The sequence below is a fragment of the Corynebacterium sp. UMB9976 genome (genome assembly GCF_030212265.1).
In the GTDB taxonomy this organism is placed as follows: Bacteria; Actinomycetota; Actinomycetes; order Mycobacteriales; family Mycobacteriaceae; genus Corynebacterium.
Genome location: NZ_JASODY010000002.1, coordinates 205,363 through 221,149 on the forward strand (window position 1 = coordinate 205,363; position 15,787 = coordinate 221,149).

Annotated in this window: 12 protein-coding genes and 1 pseudogene; 6 read left to right on the plus strand and 7 right to left on the minus strand. The window is 65.4% G+C overall.

Annotated elements, in window-relative coordinates; all coding sequences use genetic code 11:
* Positions 1 to 12 precede the first annotated feature (12 nt).
* Positions 13 to 2,184 carry a M3 family metallopeptidase gene (locus QP140_RS02540; protein ID WP_284757943.1) on the minus strand — a complete coding sequence of 724 codons (2,172 nt, stop codon included), beginning with the start codon at positions 2,182 to 2,184 and terminating at the stop codon, positions 13 to 15.
* 67 nt (positions 2,185 to 2,251) lie between these two features.
* A complete protein-coding gene (locus tag QP140_RS02545) occupies positions 2,252 to 3,220 on the minus strand; it encodes an ABC transporter substrate-binding protein (protein ID WP_284757944.1) in 969 nt (322 codons plus the stop codon).
* 175 nt (positions 3,221 to 3,395) lie between these two features.
* On the opposite strand from QP140_RS02545, the gene QP140_RS02550 reads away from it, so the two are divergent.
* Together QP140_RS02550 and QP140_RS02555 are read left to right on the plus strand one after the other, a co-directional pair.
* Positions 3,396 to 4,694: a MalY/PatB family protein gene (locus QP140_RS02550; protein WP_284757945.1), complete on the plus strand. Its 1,299-nt coding sequence runs from the start codon at positions 3,396 to 3,398 to the stop codon at positions 4,692 to 4,694.
* 71 nt (positions 4,695 to 4,765) lie between these two features.
* Positions 4,766 to 6,661, plus strand: a complete 1,896-nt coding sequence (locus tag QP140_RS02555; RefSeq protein ID WP_284757946.1) for an ABC transporter ATP-binding protein — start codon at positions 4,766 to 4,768, stop codon at positions 6,659 to 6,661.
* 137 nt (positions 6,662 to 6,798) lie between these two features.
* Here the strand turns inward: QP140_RS02555 and QP140_RS02560 are convergent, their stop codons facing one another.
* On the minus strand, positions 6,799 to 6,972 hold the full coding sequence (locus QP140_RS02560; RefSeq protein WP_083317280.1) for a CsbD family protein: 174 nt from the start codon (positions 6,970 to 6,972) through the stop codon (positions 6,799 to 6,801).
* 78 nt (positions 6,973 to 7,050) lie between these two features.
* A complete protein-coding gene (locus tag QP140_RS02565) occupies positions 7,051 to 7,902 on the minus strand; it encodes a 3-hydroxybutyryl-CoA dehydrogenase (protein ID WP_284757947.1) in 852 nt (283 codons plus the stop codon).
* 139 nt (positions 7,903 to 8,041) lie between these two features.
* Here QP140_RS02565 and QP140_RS02570 point away from each other — a divergent pair, with 139 nt between their 5' ends.
* The gene (locus QP140_RS02570; RefSeq protein ID WP_284757948.1) at positions 8,042 to 10,642 is read left to right on the plus strand and encodes a DEAD/DEAH box helicase; all 2,601 of its coding nucleotides are present in this window, start codon (positions 8,042 to 8,044) and stop codon (positions 10,640 to 10,642) included.
* Between the two features lie 88 nt (positions 10,643 to 10,730).
* Here the strand turns inward: QP140_RS02570 and QP140_RS02575 are convergent, their stop codons facing one another.
* The 3 genes from QP140_RS02575 to QP140_RS02585 all read right to left on the minus strand — a co-directional run bounded on the left by QP140_RS02575 (position 10,731) and on the right by QP140_RS02585 (position 13,278).
* Positions 10,731 to 11,660 carry a hypothetical protein gene (locus tag QP140_RS02575; RefSeq protein WP_284757949.1) on the minus strand — a complete coding sequence of 310 codons (930 nt, stop codon included), beginning with the start codon at positions 11,658 to 11,660 and terminating at the stop codon, positions 10,731 to 10,733.
* A 65-nt stretch (positions 11,661 to 11,725) separates the two neighbouring features.
* Positions 11,726 to 12,496 carry a hypothetical protein gene (locus tag QP140_RS02580; protein ID WP_284757950.1) on the minus strand — a complete coding sequence of 257 codons (771 nt, stop codon included), beginning with the start codon at positions 12,494 to 12,496 and terminating at the stop codon, positions 11,726 to 11,728.
* A 152-nt stretch (positions 12,497 to 12,648) separates the two neighbouring features.
* Positions 12,649 to 13,278 (minus strand): phosphoprotein phosphatase, encoded by a 630-nt coding sequence (locus QP140_RS02585; protein ID WP_284757952.1) that lies wholly within the window; start codon positions 13,276 to 13,278, stop codon positions 12,649 to 12,651.
* Positions 13,279 to 13,426: 148 nt separating this feature from the next.
* Here QP140_RS02585 and QP140_RS02590 point away from each other — a divergent pair, with 148 nt between their 5' ends.
* From QP140_RS02590 to QP140_RS02600, 3 genes and pseudogenes are all read left to right on the plus strand, one after another.
* The gene (locus QP140_RS02590) at positions 13,427 to 14,464 is read left to right on the plus strand and encodes a bile acid:sodium symporter family protein (protein WP_284757953.1); all 1,038 of its coding nucleotides are present in this window, start codon (positions 13,427 to 13,429) and stop codon (positions 14,462 to 14,464) included.
* Between the two features lie 124 nt (positions 14,465 to 14,588).
* A pseudogene (locus tag QP140_RS02595) lies at positions 14,589 to 14,744 on the plus strand (bile acid:sodium symporter family protein); the annotation flags it as partial.
* Between the two features lie 21 nt (positions 14,745 to 14,765).
* Entirely contained in the window at positions 14,766 to 15,695 is a 930-nt protein-coding gene (locus tag QP140_RS02600; RefSeq protein WP_246817964.1) for an NADP-dependent oxidoreductase, read from the plus strand.
* Positions 15,696 to 15,787 lie beyond the last annotated feature (92 nt).

Consider the following 15,787-nt stretch of genomic DNA (forward strand, 5'->3'; position numbering starts at 1 on the left):
CGTTGCGCGCGCTTAGCCGTTAACCGCACCGGCCAGACCACGGCGGCGCAGCAGTGGTTCGACGCTGCGCTGGCGGCCACGGAACATCCAGAACGCATCCTCGTAGTCGATGGTCGCACCGCGCGAGAGGATCATGCGGCGGAAGCGCTCCCCGGCAAAGCGGACATCGTCCGGATCGATCTCGTCGGCGCCCGCCTCGTTGCTCGTCGCTGCCTCGTCAGCATCCACCGCAGACTCCCGGGCGGCCCCGGTGTCAACGAAGGCCTGGAAACCATCGGCGTCCAGGACTTCCGCCCAGAGGTAGGACCAGTAGTCCGCCGAGTATCCACCGGCGAAGATGTGGTTGAAGTAGGCGGAGCGGTAGCGCGGGGCGATCTTATCCGCGATATCGATGCCAGCCTCCTCGAGCGCGCGGCGCTCGAAGGCGGCGATGTCCGTAACCTGGACGGCCTCGTCTTCGGTGAGCTGGTGCCAGGCCAGGTCCACCACGCAGGCGGCGACGTACTCGGTGGTGGCGAAGCCCTCGCCCCACTGCGCCTGCTTCTGGACGGCGGCGGCCAGCTCGGCGGGCAACACCTCGCCGGTGTCCACGTGCTTAGCGTAATTAGCGAGGATCTCCGGCTGCAAAGCCCAGTTCTCATTGATCTGGGAGGGGAACTCCACGAAGTCGCGTGGCACGGAGGTGCCGGACAGGCTCGGGTAGCGAACCTCGGAGAGCAACCCGTGCAGGGCGTGACCGAACTCGTGGAAGACCGTGGCAACCTCGTCGAGGCTGAGCAACGCCCGCCCCACCTCGCCCGGCGCGAGTTCGGCCGACTTGGCGATATTAAGGACGTTGACGACCACCGGCTTGGTTCCCAACAGGTCGGACTGATCCACGAAGCTGCTCATCCACGCGCCTCCCCGCTTGGTGGGGCGGGCGTACATGTCCGTGATGATCAGGCCGATACCCTCCCCGGGGGTCGCTCCTGGGTAGCTGCTGTCCGCACCCTCGCGGACCTCCCAGACCAGGGCTTCCGGGTGGTAGCCCTCGAGGTCCTCACGGCGGACAACCTCGATGCCATAGAGGCGCTGGGCGACGTAGAAGGCGCCGTCGATGAGGACCTGGTCCAGTGGGAAGTAGCTGCGCAGCTCCTCCTCGTCGACCGAGAGTTCCTCCTGCTTCAGCTGGGCGGACCAGTAGGCCCAATCCGCGCCCGTCAGCTCCGGGCTCTCCTCGCCGGCAGCTCCAGCGGAGACGGCCTGCTTGTCCAGCAGTCGCTTGTACTCACCGTGGGCATTGCTCACTGCGGCGGGAATCACCTGGTTCAGCAGCCCCTTGACGGCCTCGACGGAGCCGGCGGTTTCCTCCTCCGCCACGAAGTCCGCGTGGGAGGCGTAGCCCAGCAGCTTGGCGCGGCGGGCACGCAGGCGGGCGATTTCCTTGAGGGTCTCATCGTTGGCAGTGCCCGCCCGCTGCAGGGAGGCCTCGTAGACCCGGTGGCGGACCTCCGGGTTCTCGAGGGACTCCAGGATGGGCTGCACGCTGGGTAGGCCGAGCCGGATGAGCCAGCCCTCCTTGCCGGCCTCCTTCGCATCGGTGGCCAGCACCTCGCGGGTGGCCTCGCTGAGGCCGGCGAGCTCCGCCTCCTCGGTGATCAGCACGGCGGAGGCCTCGGTCTGCTCCTGCAGGACGCGGCCGAAGCGGGTGGAGAGCTCGGCGAGGCGCTCGTCGATTTGCTTGAGCTCATCCCGCTGCTCCGGGGCGAGTTCCGCCCCGCCCCGGCGGAACTTGCGGCGCCAGTAGGCCATGAGCGCGGCCTCCTCGCTGTCCTCCTCAATCTGAGTGTTCTCGTCGACCCGCTTGATGCGCTCCCACAGCGCCTCATTGAGGTAGAGCTCGGAGAAGTGCTTCGCCAGTGGCGGGGAGACCGCCTCTTCCACGTCGCGGATCTCCGGGGTGGCCATCGTGCCGGCGTAGTTGAAGATCACCGCGAGCACGCGGTCGAGCATCCGCCCAGAGGCCTCGAGGGCCTCCACGGTGTTCTCCCAAGTCGGCTCTTCGGGGTTCGCCGCGATGGCCGCAATCTCCGCGGCGTGGTCGTCCACCGCGGTGAAGAAGGCCGGAACGAGTTCGCTGACCTCGACTTTGGCGAAGTCCGGCAGCTCGTAGGGAAGGCTGGAAGGCGTGTCGAAATCAAACATGCGCTCCAGTGTAGCGACCCGCCCAGACATGGCCGTGGGGCCGGTGGGCAGGCAGCAAGGCTAGGAGCTAGTCGCCCTTGGAGACTTCCTTGGCGATGATCTCCAGCGGCTCGAGGGAGCGCACCGACGGGTCCAGGCCAACGCCCGGGACGACGATGAACTTGTTCTCGCGCACCGCCTTCATGTTCTTGGTCGCGGGCTCGCGCTTGAGCTCGTCGATCTTCTCCTGCGCGGTATCCATCGGCAGGCCGCGGCCGGAGATGTCGGCGACGACGATGTAGTCCGGGTCTTTCTCCGCGAAGGCCTCCCAGCTAACTTCGTTGCGGGCCTCCTTGAGGTCCTCGAAGACGTTGGTCGAGCCGGTGAGCTTCGCGATGTCATTGGAGATCCCGTAGCGGCCGTCGACCCATGGGGCGGCGTCGTTGATGTTGAAGAGGAAGGCGAGGGACTTGCCGGAGTTCACATCCGCCTTATCGACGACCTCCTGGGTCCGGTCGATCAGCTTCTTGGCCTCGTCTTCTGCGCCGAGGATCTGGCCCAGCTGCTCGTAGTCCTTCTGGAGGTTCTCGAAGCCGGTCGTGCCATCCGCCGGGCAGTCCGTGTTCGAGACGAAGGTGCGCACCCCGTTATCCGCCCAGAACTCACGGGTGCCGGTGAGGCTTTCGACGAAGCTGCCGCGCTGGGTGGCGACGATGAAGTCCGGGTCCGCGTCGAGCACCTGCTCCGCCGTCGCGACTGTCTTGTTCAGCACGGGAATGTTGTCATAGGCCTCCTGCCACTTCGGCTGGACCTTGTCGCGCAGCGAGCTGGTGCCGACCATCTTGTCCTTCTGGCCCAGCTCGAAGAGATTTTCGGTGGTGGCCTGGCGCAGAGTGACGATGCGCTCCGGCTTTTCCTCGATCGAGATCTCCATGCCGCAGTTGTCGATCGTGCGCCCACCCTGGGCAGCGGTGTCCTCCTCCGAGCACGCGACAAGGCCTGCCGCCAGGGTCACGCCGACGATGCCTGCGCCGATCCGCAGAGTTTTATTCTTCATGTTGACCTTCCTTCATCAGTCACGGGGACCATCCGCCGGACCGCGACAGCTCCATCGACAGCCGACACGCCTGTCGCTCTGGCGTTCAATCGATACTCGATTCTAGCTAAGCGCCCAACGCCACAACATAGACAGAGTTGTCTACACCCCCGTCCGGGCGCGTACACTGTTGCCCATGACTAGCCACAACTCCAGCACACTCGAATTGCCCACCCTGGCGGAGCTGCGCCGCCGCGGTACGAAGAAGTGGCGCGGCTACCCCAATGACGTCATCCCCATGTGGGTCGCGGAGTCCGACTTTCACACCTGCCCCGCCGTTGCCCGCGCCATCCAGGACTGCGTGGACCGCGAATACTTCGGCTACTCCGCTGACGACGAGGAGCTACGGGAAGCACTCGCCGCCTTCTACGAGCGCCGCTTCGGCTGGAGCTTCTCCCCCGACTGGGTTCGCTCTGTCCCCGACGTAGTCACAGGCGTGACAATCGCCGTCGAGGAACTCACCCCCGCTGGCTCCGCGATCGTGCTGCCCGTGCCCGCCTATAACCCCTTCTTCGAGATCCCCGACGTCACCGGTCGGCCGGCGATCGAGGTGCCCATGACTCCGGAGGGAGGCTTCGACCTCGCGGCCCTGGAGGAGGTCTTCGCATCCGGCACCGCAACCACGCGCGGCCGCGTCGTCGGAACAGAAGAGGGACACGGCGGCAACGCAGAAGAATCTCACGGAACCGCACCGGCCGGGTCGCTGATCCTGTGCAATCCTTATAACCCGCTCGGCCGGGTGTTCAGCGAGGAGGAACTGCGCGACGTCGTCGAGCTGGCGGCGAAGCACAACGTGCGAGTCATCTCCGACGAGATCCACGCCCCCATCGTCTATCCGGGACACCAGCACACCCCGGCCGCCTCGATCAGCGAGATCGCGGCGGAGAACACCATCACGGTCACCGCCACGTCGAAGGGGTGGAATACCGCCGGCCTCCGGTGCGCCCAAATGATCCTGAGCTCCCCGCGCGACCGCGAAATCATGGCCGGAGTGCACAAGCTGCGCACCGGGGAGGCATCCACCATCGGGATCGCCGCCGCGACCGCCGCCTACAGCGACGAGTCCGGCTGGCTGGAGGAACAGATCGACTACCTTAGCGGCAACCTCGACCTGCTCGAACGCCGCCTGCCCGAGGTTCTGCCCGGCGCGAAATTCCACCGCCCGGAAGGGACCTACCTGCTGTGGGTGGATGCCCGCGACGTCCCGGGGCTGGGTGCGACCACGGGCGCGGACAGTGAAACGTCGACGGATCCAGCGGGGCCCACAGACCCAGCCGAGCAGATCCTGCAGCGGGCGAAGGTGGCCTTCAACACCGGAGCCATCTACGGCGCCGGTGGGGCCGGACACCTGCGGATCAACTTCGCGACCTCGCGGGAGATTCTCACTCAAGCGTTGGATCGGATCGCTGCGGCGGGCTTCGGAGAGAGCGCTTAAGACTTGTCTGCCCTCTTGACTAGGCTTCTTGGTTGTTAGACCTCAAGCCCAACGAAGGAGCACGCGAGTACATGATTGCCGCTTTCGGCAGGATTCTACGGTCCACGAAGGAGCTCATGCCCTTCTACGTGATCGTGATGATCTCGAGCATCCTCACCGCCGGCCTGGCTCTGGCCGCACCATTCCTGGTGAAAAGCGCCACCGACACGATCGTGGCCTCGGTGCAGGGCGAGCTCTCCCGCGACGCCGCGCTGCAGACCGTGATCTGGCTGGCAGTGGCCCTGCTCGGCGTGGAGCTGGCCAATAACCTGGTGCGCAACATCGGCGGCTGGTTCGGTGATGTGATGGCCACCCGGATGCGGCAGATCCTCTCCAACCGTTACTTCGCGAAGCTGCTCAGCCTCCCGCAGAGCTACTACGACAAGCAGGTCACGGGCACCATCATCTCGCGACTGGACCGCTCAATCCTGGGGCTGACCCAGTTCCTGCAGTCCTTCGCCAATAACTTCTTCTCCATGCTGCTCACGGTGGCGATGATCCTGGTGATCACCGCGATCTACTACTGGCCACTGGCCCTGCTACTGGCCATCATCTTCCCGATGTACCTGTGGCTCACCGCACTGACGAGCCGGAAGTGGATCGTCTGGGAGAAGGAGAAAAACGAACACATCGATACCGCCCAAGGCCGGTTCGCTGAGGTCATCGGCCAGGTGAAGGTGGTGAAGTCCTTCGTCACGGAGCTGCGCGAGCTGCGTATCTTCCAGAAGCACTTCGACGACACCGTGCAGATCACCCGCGTGCAGTCCCGCTACTGGCACATGATGGACATCTTCCGCATGGGCGGGATGAACATCATCTTCTTCGCCATCTACCTCACCCTGTTCTGGCAGACGATCAACGGGCGCTTCACGCTCGGCGATATGGTTCTGCTGCTGCAGCTGGTAGTCATGGCCCGCCAGCCGGCCAGCATGATGAGCTGGCTGGTGGACACCGCCCAGCGCGCCGCCGCCGGTTCCCGCGAGTACTTCGAAGCGATGGAGGAACTGGAGGAGCCGACGACGGCCCCCGCCCTGCGGGACGCTTCCCGGCCGGGAGGCAGCATGCTCGTCGACCAGGAGACCGTGGACGCCGCGCTCGTCCCGCAGCTCTCCGCCCCGGAGTCCGGGCCGGTGTTCGAGTTCCGGGACGTGGACTTCGAGTACCTGCCCGGCGAGCCTGTCATCCACGATGTGAGCTTCAGCGCCCAGCGGGGCCAGACGGTGGCGCTGGTCGGCGAGTCCGGCGGCGGGAAGTCCACCCTGGTGAACCTCCTGCTGGGCCTGTACCAGCCCACTGCTGGGACGCTCACCGTCTGCGGTAAGGACGTCTCGACGTTGACCAGCGCGGAACTACGATCCTCGGTGGGCGTGGTCTTCCAGGAGCCGGCGCTATTCTCCGGCACGATCCGGGAGAACATCGCCTACGCCACCCCGGATGCCAGCCAGGCGGAGATCGAGGACGCCGCCAAGCGCGCAAATGCGCACGAGTTCATCATGGGCTTCACCGATGGCTACGACACGGTCATCGGCGAGCGGGGCCTGCGGCTTTCCGGTGGCCAGAAACAGCGCATCGCGGTGGCCCGCGCGATGTTGAAGGACGCACCCGTACTGGTGCTGGATGAGGCCACCTCCGCACTGGATACCAAGGCCGAGCGCGTGGTCCAGGCAGGCCTGGAGCAGCTGATGGAGGGACGCACCACGCTGGTCATCGCCCACCGGCTATCCACGATCGCAAACGTGGACACCATCGTCACCCTGGACGAGGGCCGCGTCGACGAGGTTGGCTCCCCCGCGGAGCTGGCGACCTCCGGGGGCATCTATTCCGAACTGCTGAAGCTCACGGGCTCGACCTCGGCGGCCGACCGCGAGCGGTTGAAGCGCTTCGGCTTCTGGGAGGGCGATCCGGAGGAGGAGCCCACGGAAGGCTAAGAACCCGGGCTCGCCCCCCGGGTCCAGGCGACGCGACGACAAGAAAGGCTCCCACCGGAAAACCGGTTGGGAGCCTCAAAAATTTTCGGCTTAAGCGCCGGAACTTACGCCCAGGGGCTTAAACGAGGGAAAATTCTTTACTTGTCGGTCGCGTCGTTGAAGGCCTCAGCAGCCTTGTCCTTGACCTCGTTAGCCTTGTCCTGCAGGTCGGACTTAGCCTGGTCGATCTTACCCTCAGCCTTGGTGGACTCGTCGCCCGTTGCGTCGCCGAAAGCTTCCTTTGCCTTGCCCTTGATGTCGTCGATAGACATATGCTCCTCCTAGAAGTAGGAATTTTCCTTTGCCCCTTCCATGGTACAGAAAGTTCGCGCGCGGGGCAGAAATAATTTTTAGTACTCGTAGAAGCCCTTGCCGGACTTGCGGCCAAAGTGGCCTGCCTGCACCATGCGGCGCAGCAGCGGCGGGCAGGAGTACGTCGGGTCGCCGAACTCCTCGAACATCACGTCCGCGATGAATGCGCAGGTATCCAGCCCAACCATGTCGGCCAGGGTCAGCGGGCCCATCGGGTGCGCGGCGCCCAGCTTCATGCCGGTGTCGATGTCCTCTGGGGTGGCCACGCCCTGCTCCACCATGCGGATCGCGGAGAGCATGTACGGCACCAGCAGGAAGTTCACGATGAAGCCGGAACGATCCTTCGCGCGGATGGCGGTCTTGCCCATCTTCTCGGTCGCGAAGGTCTGCGCCTTCTCCACGGCCTCCTCGGAGGTGGTCAGCGCCGGGATGACCTCCACCAGCGGCAGGACAGGAACCGGGTTGAAGAAGTGCAGGCCGAGCACGCGCTCCGGATTCTTCGTCGCCGAGGCGATGGTCTGGATCGGCAGCGAGGAGGTGTTGGAGCACAGCGGGGCGCTCTTGTCCTCGACGATCTCGTCGAGCTGTGCGAAGACGTCCTTCTTGATCTTCTCGTTCTCGACGATGGCCTCCATGACCATCTCGCGGTCCGCGAAGTCCTCCAGGTTGGTGGTGTAGCTCAGTCGGGACAGGGTGGCGTCCCGGTCCTCTGCGGAGAGCTTGCCGCGGTCCACGGCCTTGGCCAGGGACTTCTCGATGCGCTCCTTGCCTGCGTCCACGGCCTCCTGCTTCAGTTCCCACACGAGGACGTCCGCGCCGGACTTCGCTGCAACCTCTGCGATTCCGGATCCCATGAGTCCTGCTCCGACGATGCCTACTCGCTGCACCATGTGAAACCTCCGTTTTGTCGGTAGATAGTTATATTTTTCAGCATAGTGACGCAGGCTACATTTCGCCGTCTTTTCCTCCTCTCCGCTGCCGCTCCCCTCGCCTCATTTCGCGCGGTCTTCCGACACGGGCGTTGCTAGGATGATCGGCGTGAATATCGACGGCCAGGAAGTCACAGTTCAACGCATTGATTCGCTCATCGACGGGCTGGTCGACGTGCGTTTCCACTGGGAGGCCACCACGCAGCGGGTTAACCGGCTCCGCGAGGGCGGACCCGCTCCCACACTGTGTTCCGAGGACTCCGCCCGCCTGTTCGGGCTTGGACAGAATCTCAGCACGGCTGCTTTCCTGCGCAGCATTGAACCAGGCCGGGCCTCGAGCATTCCCTGGAACGAGGTCAACTCCTCGCTGCAGACCGTGGGAGAGATCCCCACCCGCGACGAGCTCGAGGAGCAGCGCCCGGAGCTCAAGAAGCTCGTCGAGTACCGGGGCCTGCGCCGCCTATTCCGGTCCCGCCCACAGGCCCAGATCGACACCTACCGCAGGTACGCCGCCATCGACGGCGCCACGGTGCACTCGGTGCTGACTGGCGTGGACGCCGCCCTGGGTTCCACGGACCGCGGCCAGTTCCTGGGGATCGATCTGGCGGCGATGCGCCCGGCGATCACCGCCGAGCTGGAGCGCCTCACGGGCTGGGATGTGCACTGGCACCAGCCCGCGGAGCTCGATGTCCACCGGCAAGCACTCGCGCGGCTGGCCGAGGTCGACGCCACCGAGAAGTCCCTGCTGGCGGAGGTCGAGAGCCAGCAGCGCTCGCTGAAGAGCACGCTGGCGGACGCGGAGCTGAGGCAGACCGACATCCAGATCCTCGACCAGCTCACGCCGTCGACCTCCCTGCGCCTAGGCCCCCTGCATCACCTGAACCTGCTGGATATCGAGGCCGCCACCGTCAGCGACCTCACCCGCTACGACGGCGTAGGAGAACAAACCGCTCGGCAGGCGATCGCCGCGGCGAAGCGCTACGCCGCCGAGATGCGCGCGGACCAGCCCGCGATCATCGACTACCGGGATAAGGGCCCCTCCACCGCCTACGTCCGGGCGCTCGCGGATCTCCTCCAGTTCCGCGAGCAGCTGCGTGAGGCCCAGCTCACCGGCCCGTTCCTGGCGCTGCCGGAAGGCTTCGATGCCTACGCGCAGGGTTTCAGCGAATTTGCGCTGGCCCGCCCGGCCGATGGTCCACGTCTGATCACGCAGGCAGAGCTCGCGAAGATCCCGACCCGTAGAGCCCCACTGTCCGCAGAGCAGGCGTGGCACCTTTACGCCATCCGCGCGGCAGAGTTCCATGCCTTCGGCGACGACAAGTCTGCCACCGCCGTGCCGGAGGATATCGCCAAGTCCATCGAGGAGATCACCCTCCGTGGCGTGCTGCACGCGAGCTTGCGCGGCTACCAGGACTTCGGGGCGAGGTACGCGCTTGCCCAGCGCAAGGTCCTGATCGGCGATGAGATGGGCCTGGGAAAAACCATGCAGGCTTTGGCTGTGTTCGCCCATCTCGCTGCCCGCGGCGAGAAGCACTTTCTGGTGGTCTGCCCTCCCAGCCTGCGCATCAACTGGGAGCGAGAGATCAAAAAGTTCACGGATCTTGAGCCCCACATCATCGCCGGACCGTACAAGGACGCCGCCTACGAGGCCTTCAGCAACCGGGGCGGGGTCGCCATCGTGGGCTTCCCCGAGGTTCGCGGAGACTCCACAGTCATGACCGGTGACCTGGAATTCGGCGCGCTCGTCGTCGACGAAGCGCACCGGGCAAAGAACCCCAAATCCAAGCAAGCCCAGGGGGTGCAGCAACTCACCGCACGGACGGAGGTCGTCACCTACCTTTCCGGCACCCCGCTGGAAAACCGGGTGTCGGAGATGGAAACGCTGCTGGGCTACCTCGACCCAGAGCTCGAACCCAAGCTCGAGAAGGCACGCAGGAGCGCGCGTGAGTTCCGCACCGTCGTCGCGCGCCGCTACCTGCGCCGCAACCAGAGCGACGTCCTCGCCGAGCTGCCCCCGCTGACCGAAACAGAGGAATGGATCGAGGCCTTCGAGTCGGACCGTGAGAAGTACAACGAGGCCGTCGAGGCGGGCAACTTCATGCAGATGCGGCAGAGCTTCAGCGGGCCGGGGTCCGCGAAGATGGAGCGCTTCGCCGAGCTGCTCACCGACGGCCTGGATGATGATAAGACGATCGTGTTCACGTACTTCCGCGGCGTGCTCGATCACCTCATGAATAGCCTCGGCGACCGGGCATTCGGCCCGATCGCGGGCGGGGTGAGCCACCAGGAACGCCAGCAAGCGGTGGATGATTTCACGGCAGCTGAACCCGGCGCGGTGCTCGTCGCTCAGATCAATGCCGCCAGCGAAGGGCTGAATATCCAGGCGGCGAACCACGTGGTGCTCATCGAGCCCCAGCTCAACCCGGCGGTTGAGGCGCAGGCCATCGCGCGCGCCCACCGCATGGGCCAGATTAACCCGGTAGAAGTGCACCGGCTGCTCACCCCGGATTCCGTGGAGGAGCGGCTGCATCTGCTGCTGGCAACCAAGCGGGAGCTCTTTGATTCCTATGCCCGCGACTCGGTGGCCGCCCAGCAGAACCCGGAGGCCATGGACATCACGGACCAGCAGGTCATGAGTGAGGTGCTCGCCGCCGAGAAGGAGCGGATCAAGGAGCGTCGCGGCGAGACCCCGACCCTCTAGGTCGTTCTCAGGCGTTCTGGGCCACTCTCACCTTCTTAAGCGTGCCCAGGGGGGCGCGCCGCAACGCCCCGCCGGCAGGCGCCGGATACTAGCCCAGCTGGTTGAGCAGATCGTCGGCGCGGTTGCGCAGGTCCTGCTCGAGTTGGTCGGTGTCGGGCAGCTCGATGCCGCCGGTGCCGTTGCCCGGGTTATTGCCCTCCGGCGCGGGGTTGGTGTCCCCTCCCGGCTGGCCACCCGGGTCCTGGTTATCGCGACCGCCGAGGCGGTTGCGCAGGTCGTCCAGGTTCGGGCCGCGGCTGGGCTCCTCCTGCGTTTCTGGCGCTTCGGTGCTCGGCTCGGTGGTGACGGTGGTGGTGGACGTCGTGGAGGTCGAGGATTCGTCGTCCGCCGACTCGTCGGAACGGTTATTCCACCACATGAACCCGCCGATCAGCAGGGCGATGACCAGCAGGATTCCCAAGATGGGGCCCACTGGGGTGCGCCGCTTGCCCTGACCATTCTGCCCAGGGGTACCGCCGCTGAACTGGGGGTTGCCGTGCTGCTGTGGCTGGCGCGGTGGGTAGCCATTCGGCGGCTGCCGGTAGCCCTGCTGTGGGCCTGGCCCTTGCGGCCCCGGGTAGCTGGCACCGTAGCCCGGTGGCGGGCCTTGCTGATACTGGGGCGGGCCCTGCTGGTACTGGGGCTGATCATGGCGATACTGGGGAGGTTGCCCGTTCTGGTAGTCCGGCTGCCCGGCCGCCCCGTGCGGCGGATACTGCGCGGCCCCGTGGTCGGGGTAGTCACCGAACCCATCCGGGAGGTACTGGGTGTCGAACTGATCGGCGGCAGCGTGATTTGACCCGTGATCCGGCCCCTGCTCCGGGCGGATGACGCGCGTCGCATCGTCGTTTCCGTCGAAACCGCCGTCGGCCTGGTCAAAGCCCTCGTCGTTGACGCGGGGGAAGAACGAGGTCTCGGCGTCGTCGTCCTCGTAGTTCCAGTTCGGACGGCCGCTTGCGTTGTCGCGGTTGTTATTCACAGTCTGTTTCCTCCTTCAAGGGAAGAACCCTTTTCTTGAGGAACCAGTCTAGGTGACTTAAGCGACTACCAGGAGTGTGGGCGGGCGGACTTCACATCTTCCGTCTGCTTGGCAGGCCCACCCCAAGTGAAGGCGGCGGCGGTGTAATTCGCGCCGTAGCTGGCAGAGCTCACCGCGGTCTGGCCATAATCGGACCAGCCCCACTTGGTGCCTTCGGCGCCCGGCAGCTGCGCGGTACCCCAGTTTTGGCGGGTGCCGTCGCTGGCCACAGGGGCCGCCGTGCCCATCCAGAACAACACCGGGGAGTTGGGGGTGTGCTTGCGCAGATTATCGAGGAAGACCGCGGCGTCCGTCGCGCTCGTCAGCGAGGTGCCCCACTTATCCCCCGCCACGGTGCTCCACAGGCCATAGCGCTGGGCGGTCTTGGTGATCGCCTCCGGGTACTTCTTATAGAGCTGATTAGCGGCATCGTCGTCGGAGATCCGCAGCATCTTCTGCGTGAGGTACCAGTCCCGGCCGGACTTATCCCCGGACTTCAGGACGTAGTCCGCGATATACATCTTCATCACGGACAGGCCGGGGCGCGGTTCGTCGGCATTGCCGGTCTTCGCGATCCCCTTCCGGGTGACGACGGCCATCGTGGTCTCGGCAGGCACGTTGGCGATGTACTTGCCCAGATCTTCGGACGTCGCGGGCCACGCTGCGAGCGCGTCCTGCTTCGCCGCGTTCGTTGCACCAACCGGGCCAGCGACGGCGGAGACAGTAAGGCCCGCACCGAGGAGTACGGCAGCGAGCGAGCGCGCCGGTGTCGCGGCAGTGCGAATATTGAACTTCACTGTCTTCCCACCTTTCAACGTCCAGGGGCGCCCGCAGCAGGAGAAATGCCTCTGAGGGCACGAGGTTTTCAGATTAACCCTACCTTAGAGGCTTCTCAGAGCAATGCAGCCTGTCCGATTTTTCTCAGCGCAGACCTCGAGCAGCTCAGTGCTTAGTCACTCCCGGAGGCCATGAGGGTTTCCATGAGCTCCTCCTTGACCACCGGCTTCAGCCCCCAGGGGTCCACGCCCACATCGACCTGGCCGGCCCCGGTGATGGGGGTCGGCGAGTGAAGGTGGCCGTGCAGCATCCAGGGCACGTCCAGGCGCAGCTCATCGTGGCGGGAACCACCCGGGATATGGTCCTGGCCGGGGCGCGGGAAATGGTTGAGCCACACCGTGTGTCCCTCCCAGAGGAGGTTTTGCATCGACTGCACGGAGTCGAAGACCTCCAGGAAGCGGGGCTGGCGCAGGTAGGCGTGCGTGTGCAGCGGATGGGTCGAGTCGTGGTTTCCGCTCACCAGGTGGAGGTAGACCCGCGGCATGTCATCCGCCTTCAGTGCCGCCTGGATCTTGTCGAGTGCTGCCTCTTCTTGCGGTTTCCAGCCGCTGGAGATATCCCCGAGGATCCACAGGTGGTCCCCCTCTTGCAGGGCTTCGCGAAGGTTGCCTAGCAGTGTGGCGTCGTGCCGGGCGACCCCGGCCTCGTCCTCGCCGAAACCCCTAATGCCGGACACCAAGGGGTGCCCAAGATGCAGATCGCTCGTGAACCAGGTCGTGGATCCTTCTCCGCCGGTCAACATCGCGCACACCTCCCTTAATCCTCACGCGCGCTGCGCCCGCCGGACTGACGGCCGCGCTCTGTTGAACACTTTCGCTCCAGCTTAGCCATACTCAGCACAAAACCGCCCCGTTTCACACTTTGGGAACTTAATCCCATATAGTGGGTTTATGACACAGCACGACAACACCACGAACACCACCACCGTGGACGCCGAAGAGCGCTCGGCACGTATCGCCGTCTTCGCTTTCCCGGCGTTCATCTTGGCTGGCTCTGCCCTGGCCTTCTTCTCCCCGGGCACCTTCACCCCGCTGGCCCCGCACGTCTCCACGATGATCGCCATCATCATGCTGTGCATGGGGCTCACGCTGACCCTGCCGGACTTCAAGGAGATCCTGCGCCGCCCCTGGCCGATCTTCATCGGCGTCGTCGCCCAGTTCATCATCATGCCGCTGGGCGCGGTCGCGGTCGCCAAGCTGCTGGGGCTCAACCCGATGCTCGCCATCGGCCTGCTGATGCTGGGCTCCGTCCCCGGCGGCACCACCTCCAACGTGGTCGCCTACCTCGCGAAGGGCGACGTCGCCCTCTCCGTCGCCATGACTTCCGTGTCGACGATCCTGTCCCCCATCGCCACCCCGATCATCATGCTGCTGCTCGCCGGTGAGGAGACCCCGGTCGACGGCGCGAACATGGCCTGGTCCCTGGTCCAGACGGTGCTGCTGCCCGTCGTCGGCGGCCTGGTCATCCGCGTGATCTTCGACCGCTTCGTCACCGCGCTGCTGCCGATCCTGCCGTGGCTGTCCATCATCGCCATCGGTGGAGTGGTCTTCCCCGCTGTCGCGAAGTCCTCCGACACCCTCGCCCAGGTCGGCCTGCTCACCCTCATCGCGGTGATCCTGCACAACGCCATCGGCTACGGCCTGGGCTTCCTGGCAGCCAAGGTCTTCGGTTACCCACAGGCCGTCGCCCGCACCACCTCCATCGAGGTCGCCACCCAGTCCGCAGGCCTGTCCTCCGCGATGGCAGGCAAGTACTGGAGCCCCGAGGCTGCTATCCCGGGCGCGATCGCCGCGGTCTGGCACAACATCTCCGGCGCGATCTTCGCCTTCCTGGCCCGCCGCATCGACGCCAAGCGCGCCGCACAGCCCGCACAGCAGGCAGCCGAGCAGGCCAGCCCAGCGGAGGTACCGACCCCGGTCGCGGACTAAAAGCTCACAGAGCTTGCTCACCCTCCCGGCGCGTGAGCCCACGGGTTCACGCGCACAACCCAGAGACAGCTTCAATACACAACGATCCGGCGACGCCAAGTTTGGCGGCCGGGTCGTCGTCATAATCGAGGTCGCCACCCAATCCGCAGGCCTGTCCTCCGCGATGGCGGGCAAGTACTGGAGCCCCGAGGCTGCCATCCCGGGCGCGATCGCCGCGGTCTGGCACAACATCTCCGGGGCTCTGTTCGCTTTCCCCATGCGCCGCTTCGCCAAGAACTAGCGGACCCCTACCATGGGGTTCATGCGCATCTTCGGCTTTGAATCCTTCGGCGGCCCCGATGTCACCCGCTTCCTCGACGTCGCCGACCTCACCTGGCAGCCCGGCAGCGTGCTGATCCGCCCCACGGCGATCAGCTTGAACCCCGGCGACATTAAAGTGCGGAATGGCCAGCGCCAGGGTTCCTTCCCGGTCTCTTTCCCCATGGCCATGGGCCGCGAGGCCGCCGGCACCGTCGTGCAGGCCGACCCTTCTACCGGTTTCTCACCAGGTGATCGCGTCTTCGGCTCGGCTTTCTCCGGCACTGGTGCTGCGAGCGATGCTCTTGTTCTTTTGGACGCCACCTCGACCGCAGCTATCCCCAGCGGTGTAGAGGCCACGGATGCCACCTGCCTCCCCGCGGCTGCCGGGACCGCCTACGACGCTTTGGCAGAACTGCACGACCTGGAGACTTGGCCGGATGAGGGCGCCCGTCTGCTGGTGATCGGCGCAGGTGGCGGTGTGGGCACGCATGCCCTGCAGTTAGCGCGGCATTTCGACATTGAGGTCATCGGCATTGCCAGTGCTCGCAAGAAGGCGCTGGTAGAGCGCCTGGGGGCGCGGTTTATGGACACCGCGGAGCTAGGCAAGACCGGTTCCCACGTCACCGTTCCACCAGTGGACGGCATCCTGGATCTAGTCGGCGGCGAGGTCTTGGAGGGGCTGGCGCACCTTGCACCAGAGGGCGCGATCCGCAGCGCCGCAGACAAGCAGCTGGCCGCCCGCCTGGGTGGCAGTGGCATCACTCGAATCCGCACCCAAGAGCGTTTCGCGGAGCTCGCCCGCTTGGTCGCGGACGGCGCGATGCGCCCGGTGATCGGCAGAGAGCTACCTTTCAGCGCCGCCGCCGAGGGCTACCAGGAGGTCGAGTCGGGCCACGCGCTGGGAAAGGTTGTTCTCACTGTGAATGACTAGCGGAAGCGCTAGGCTTCTCCATTAATACGAATCTTTGCTTTGCTTAAGGGCATTTTCATGAAGCGCATGCCTGCCCTAGTCCTACTCACCGT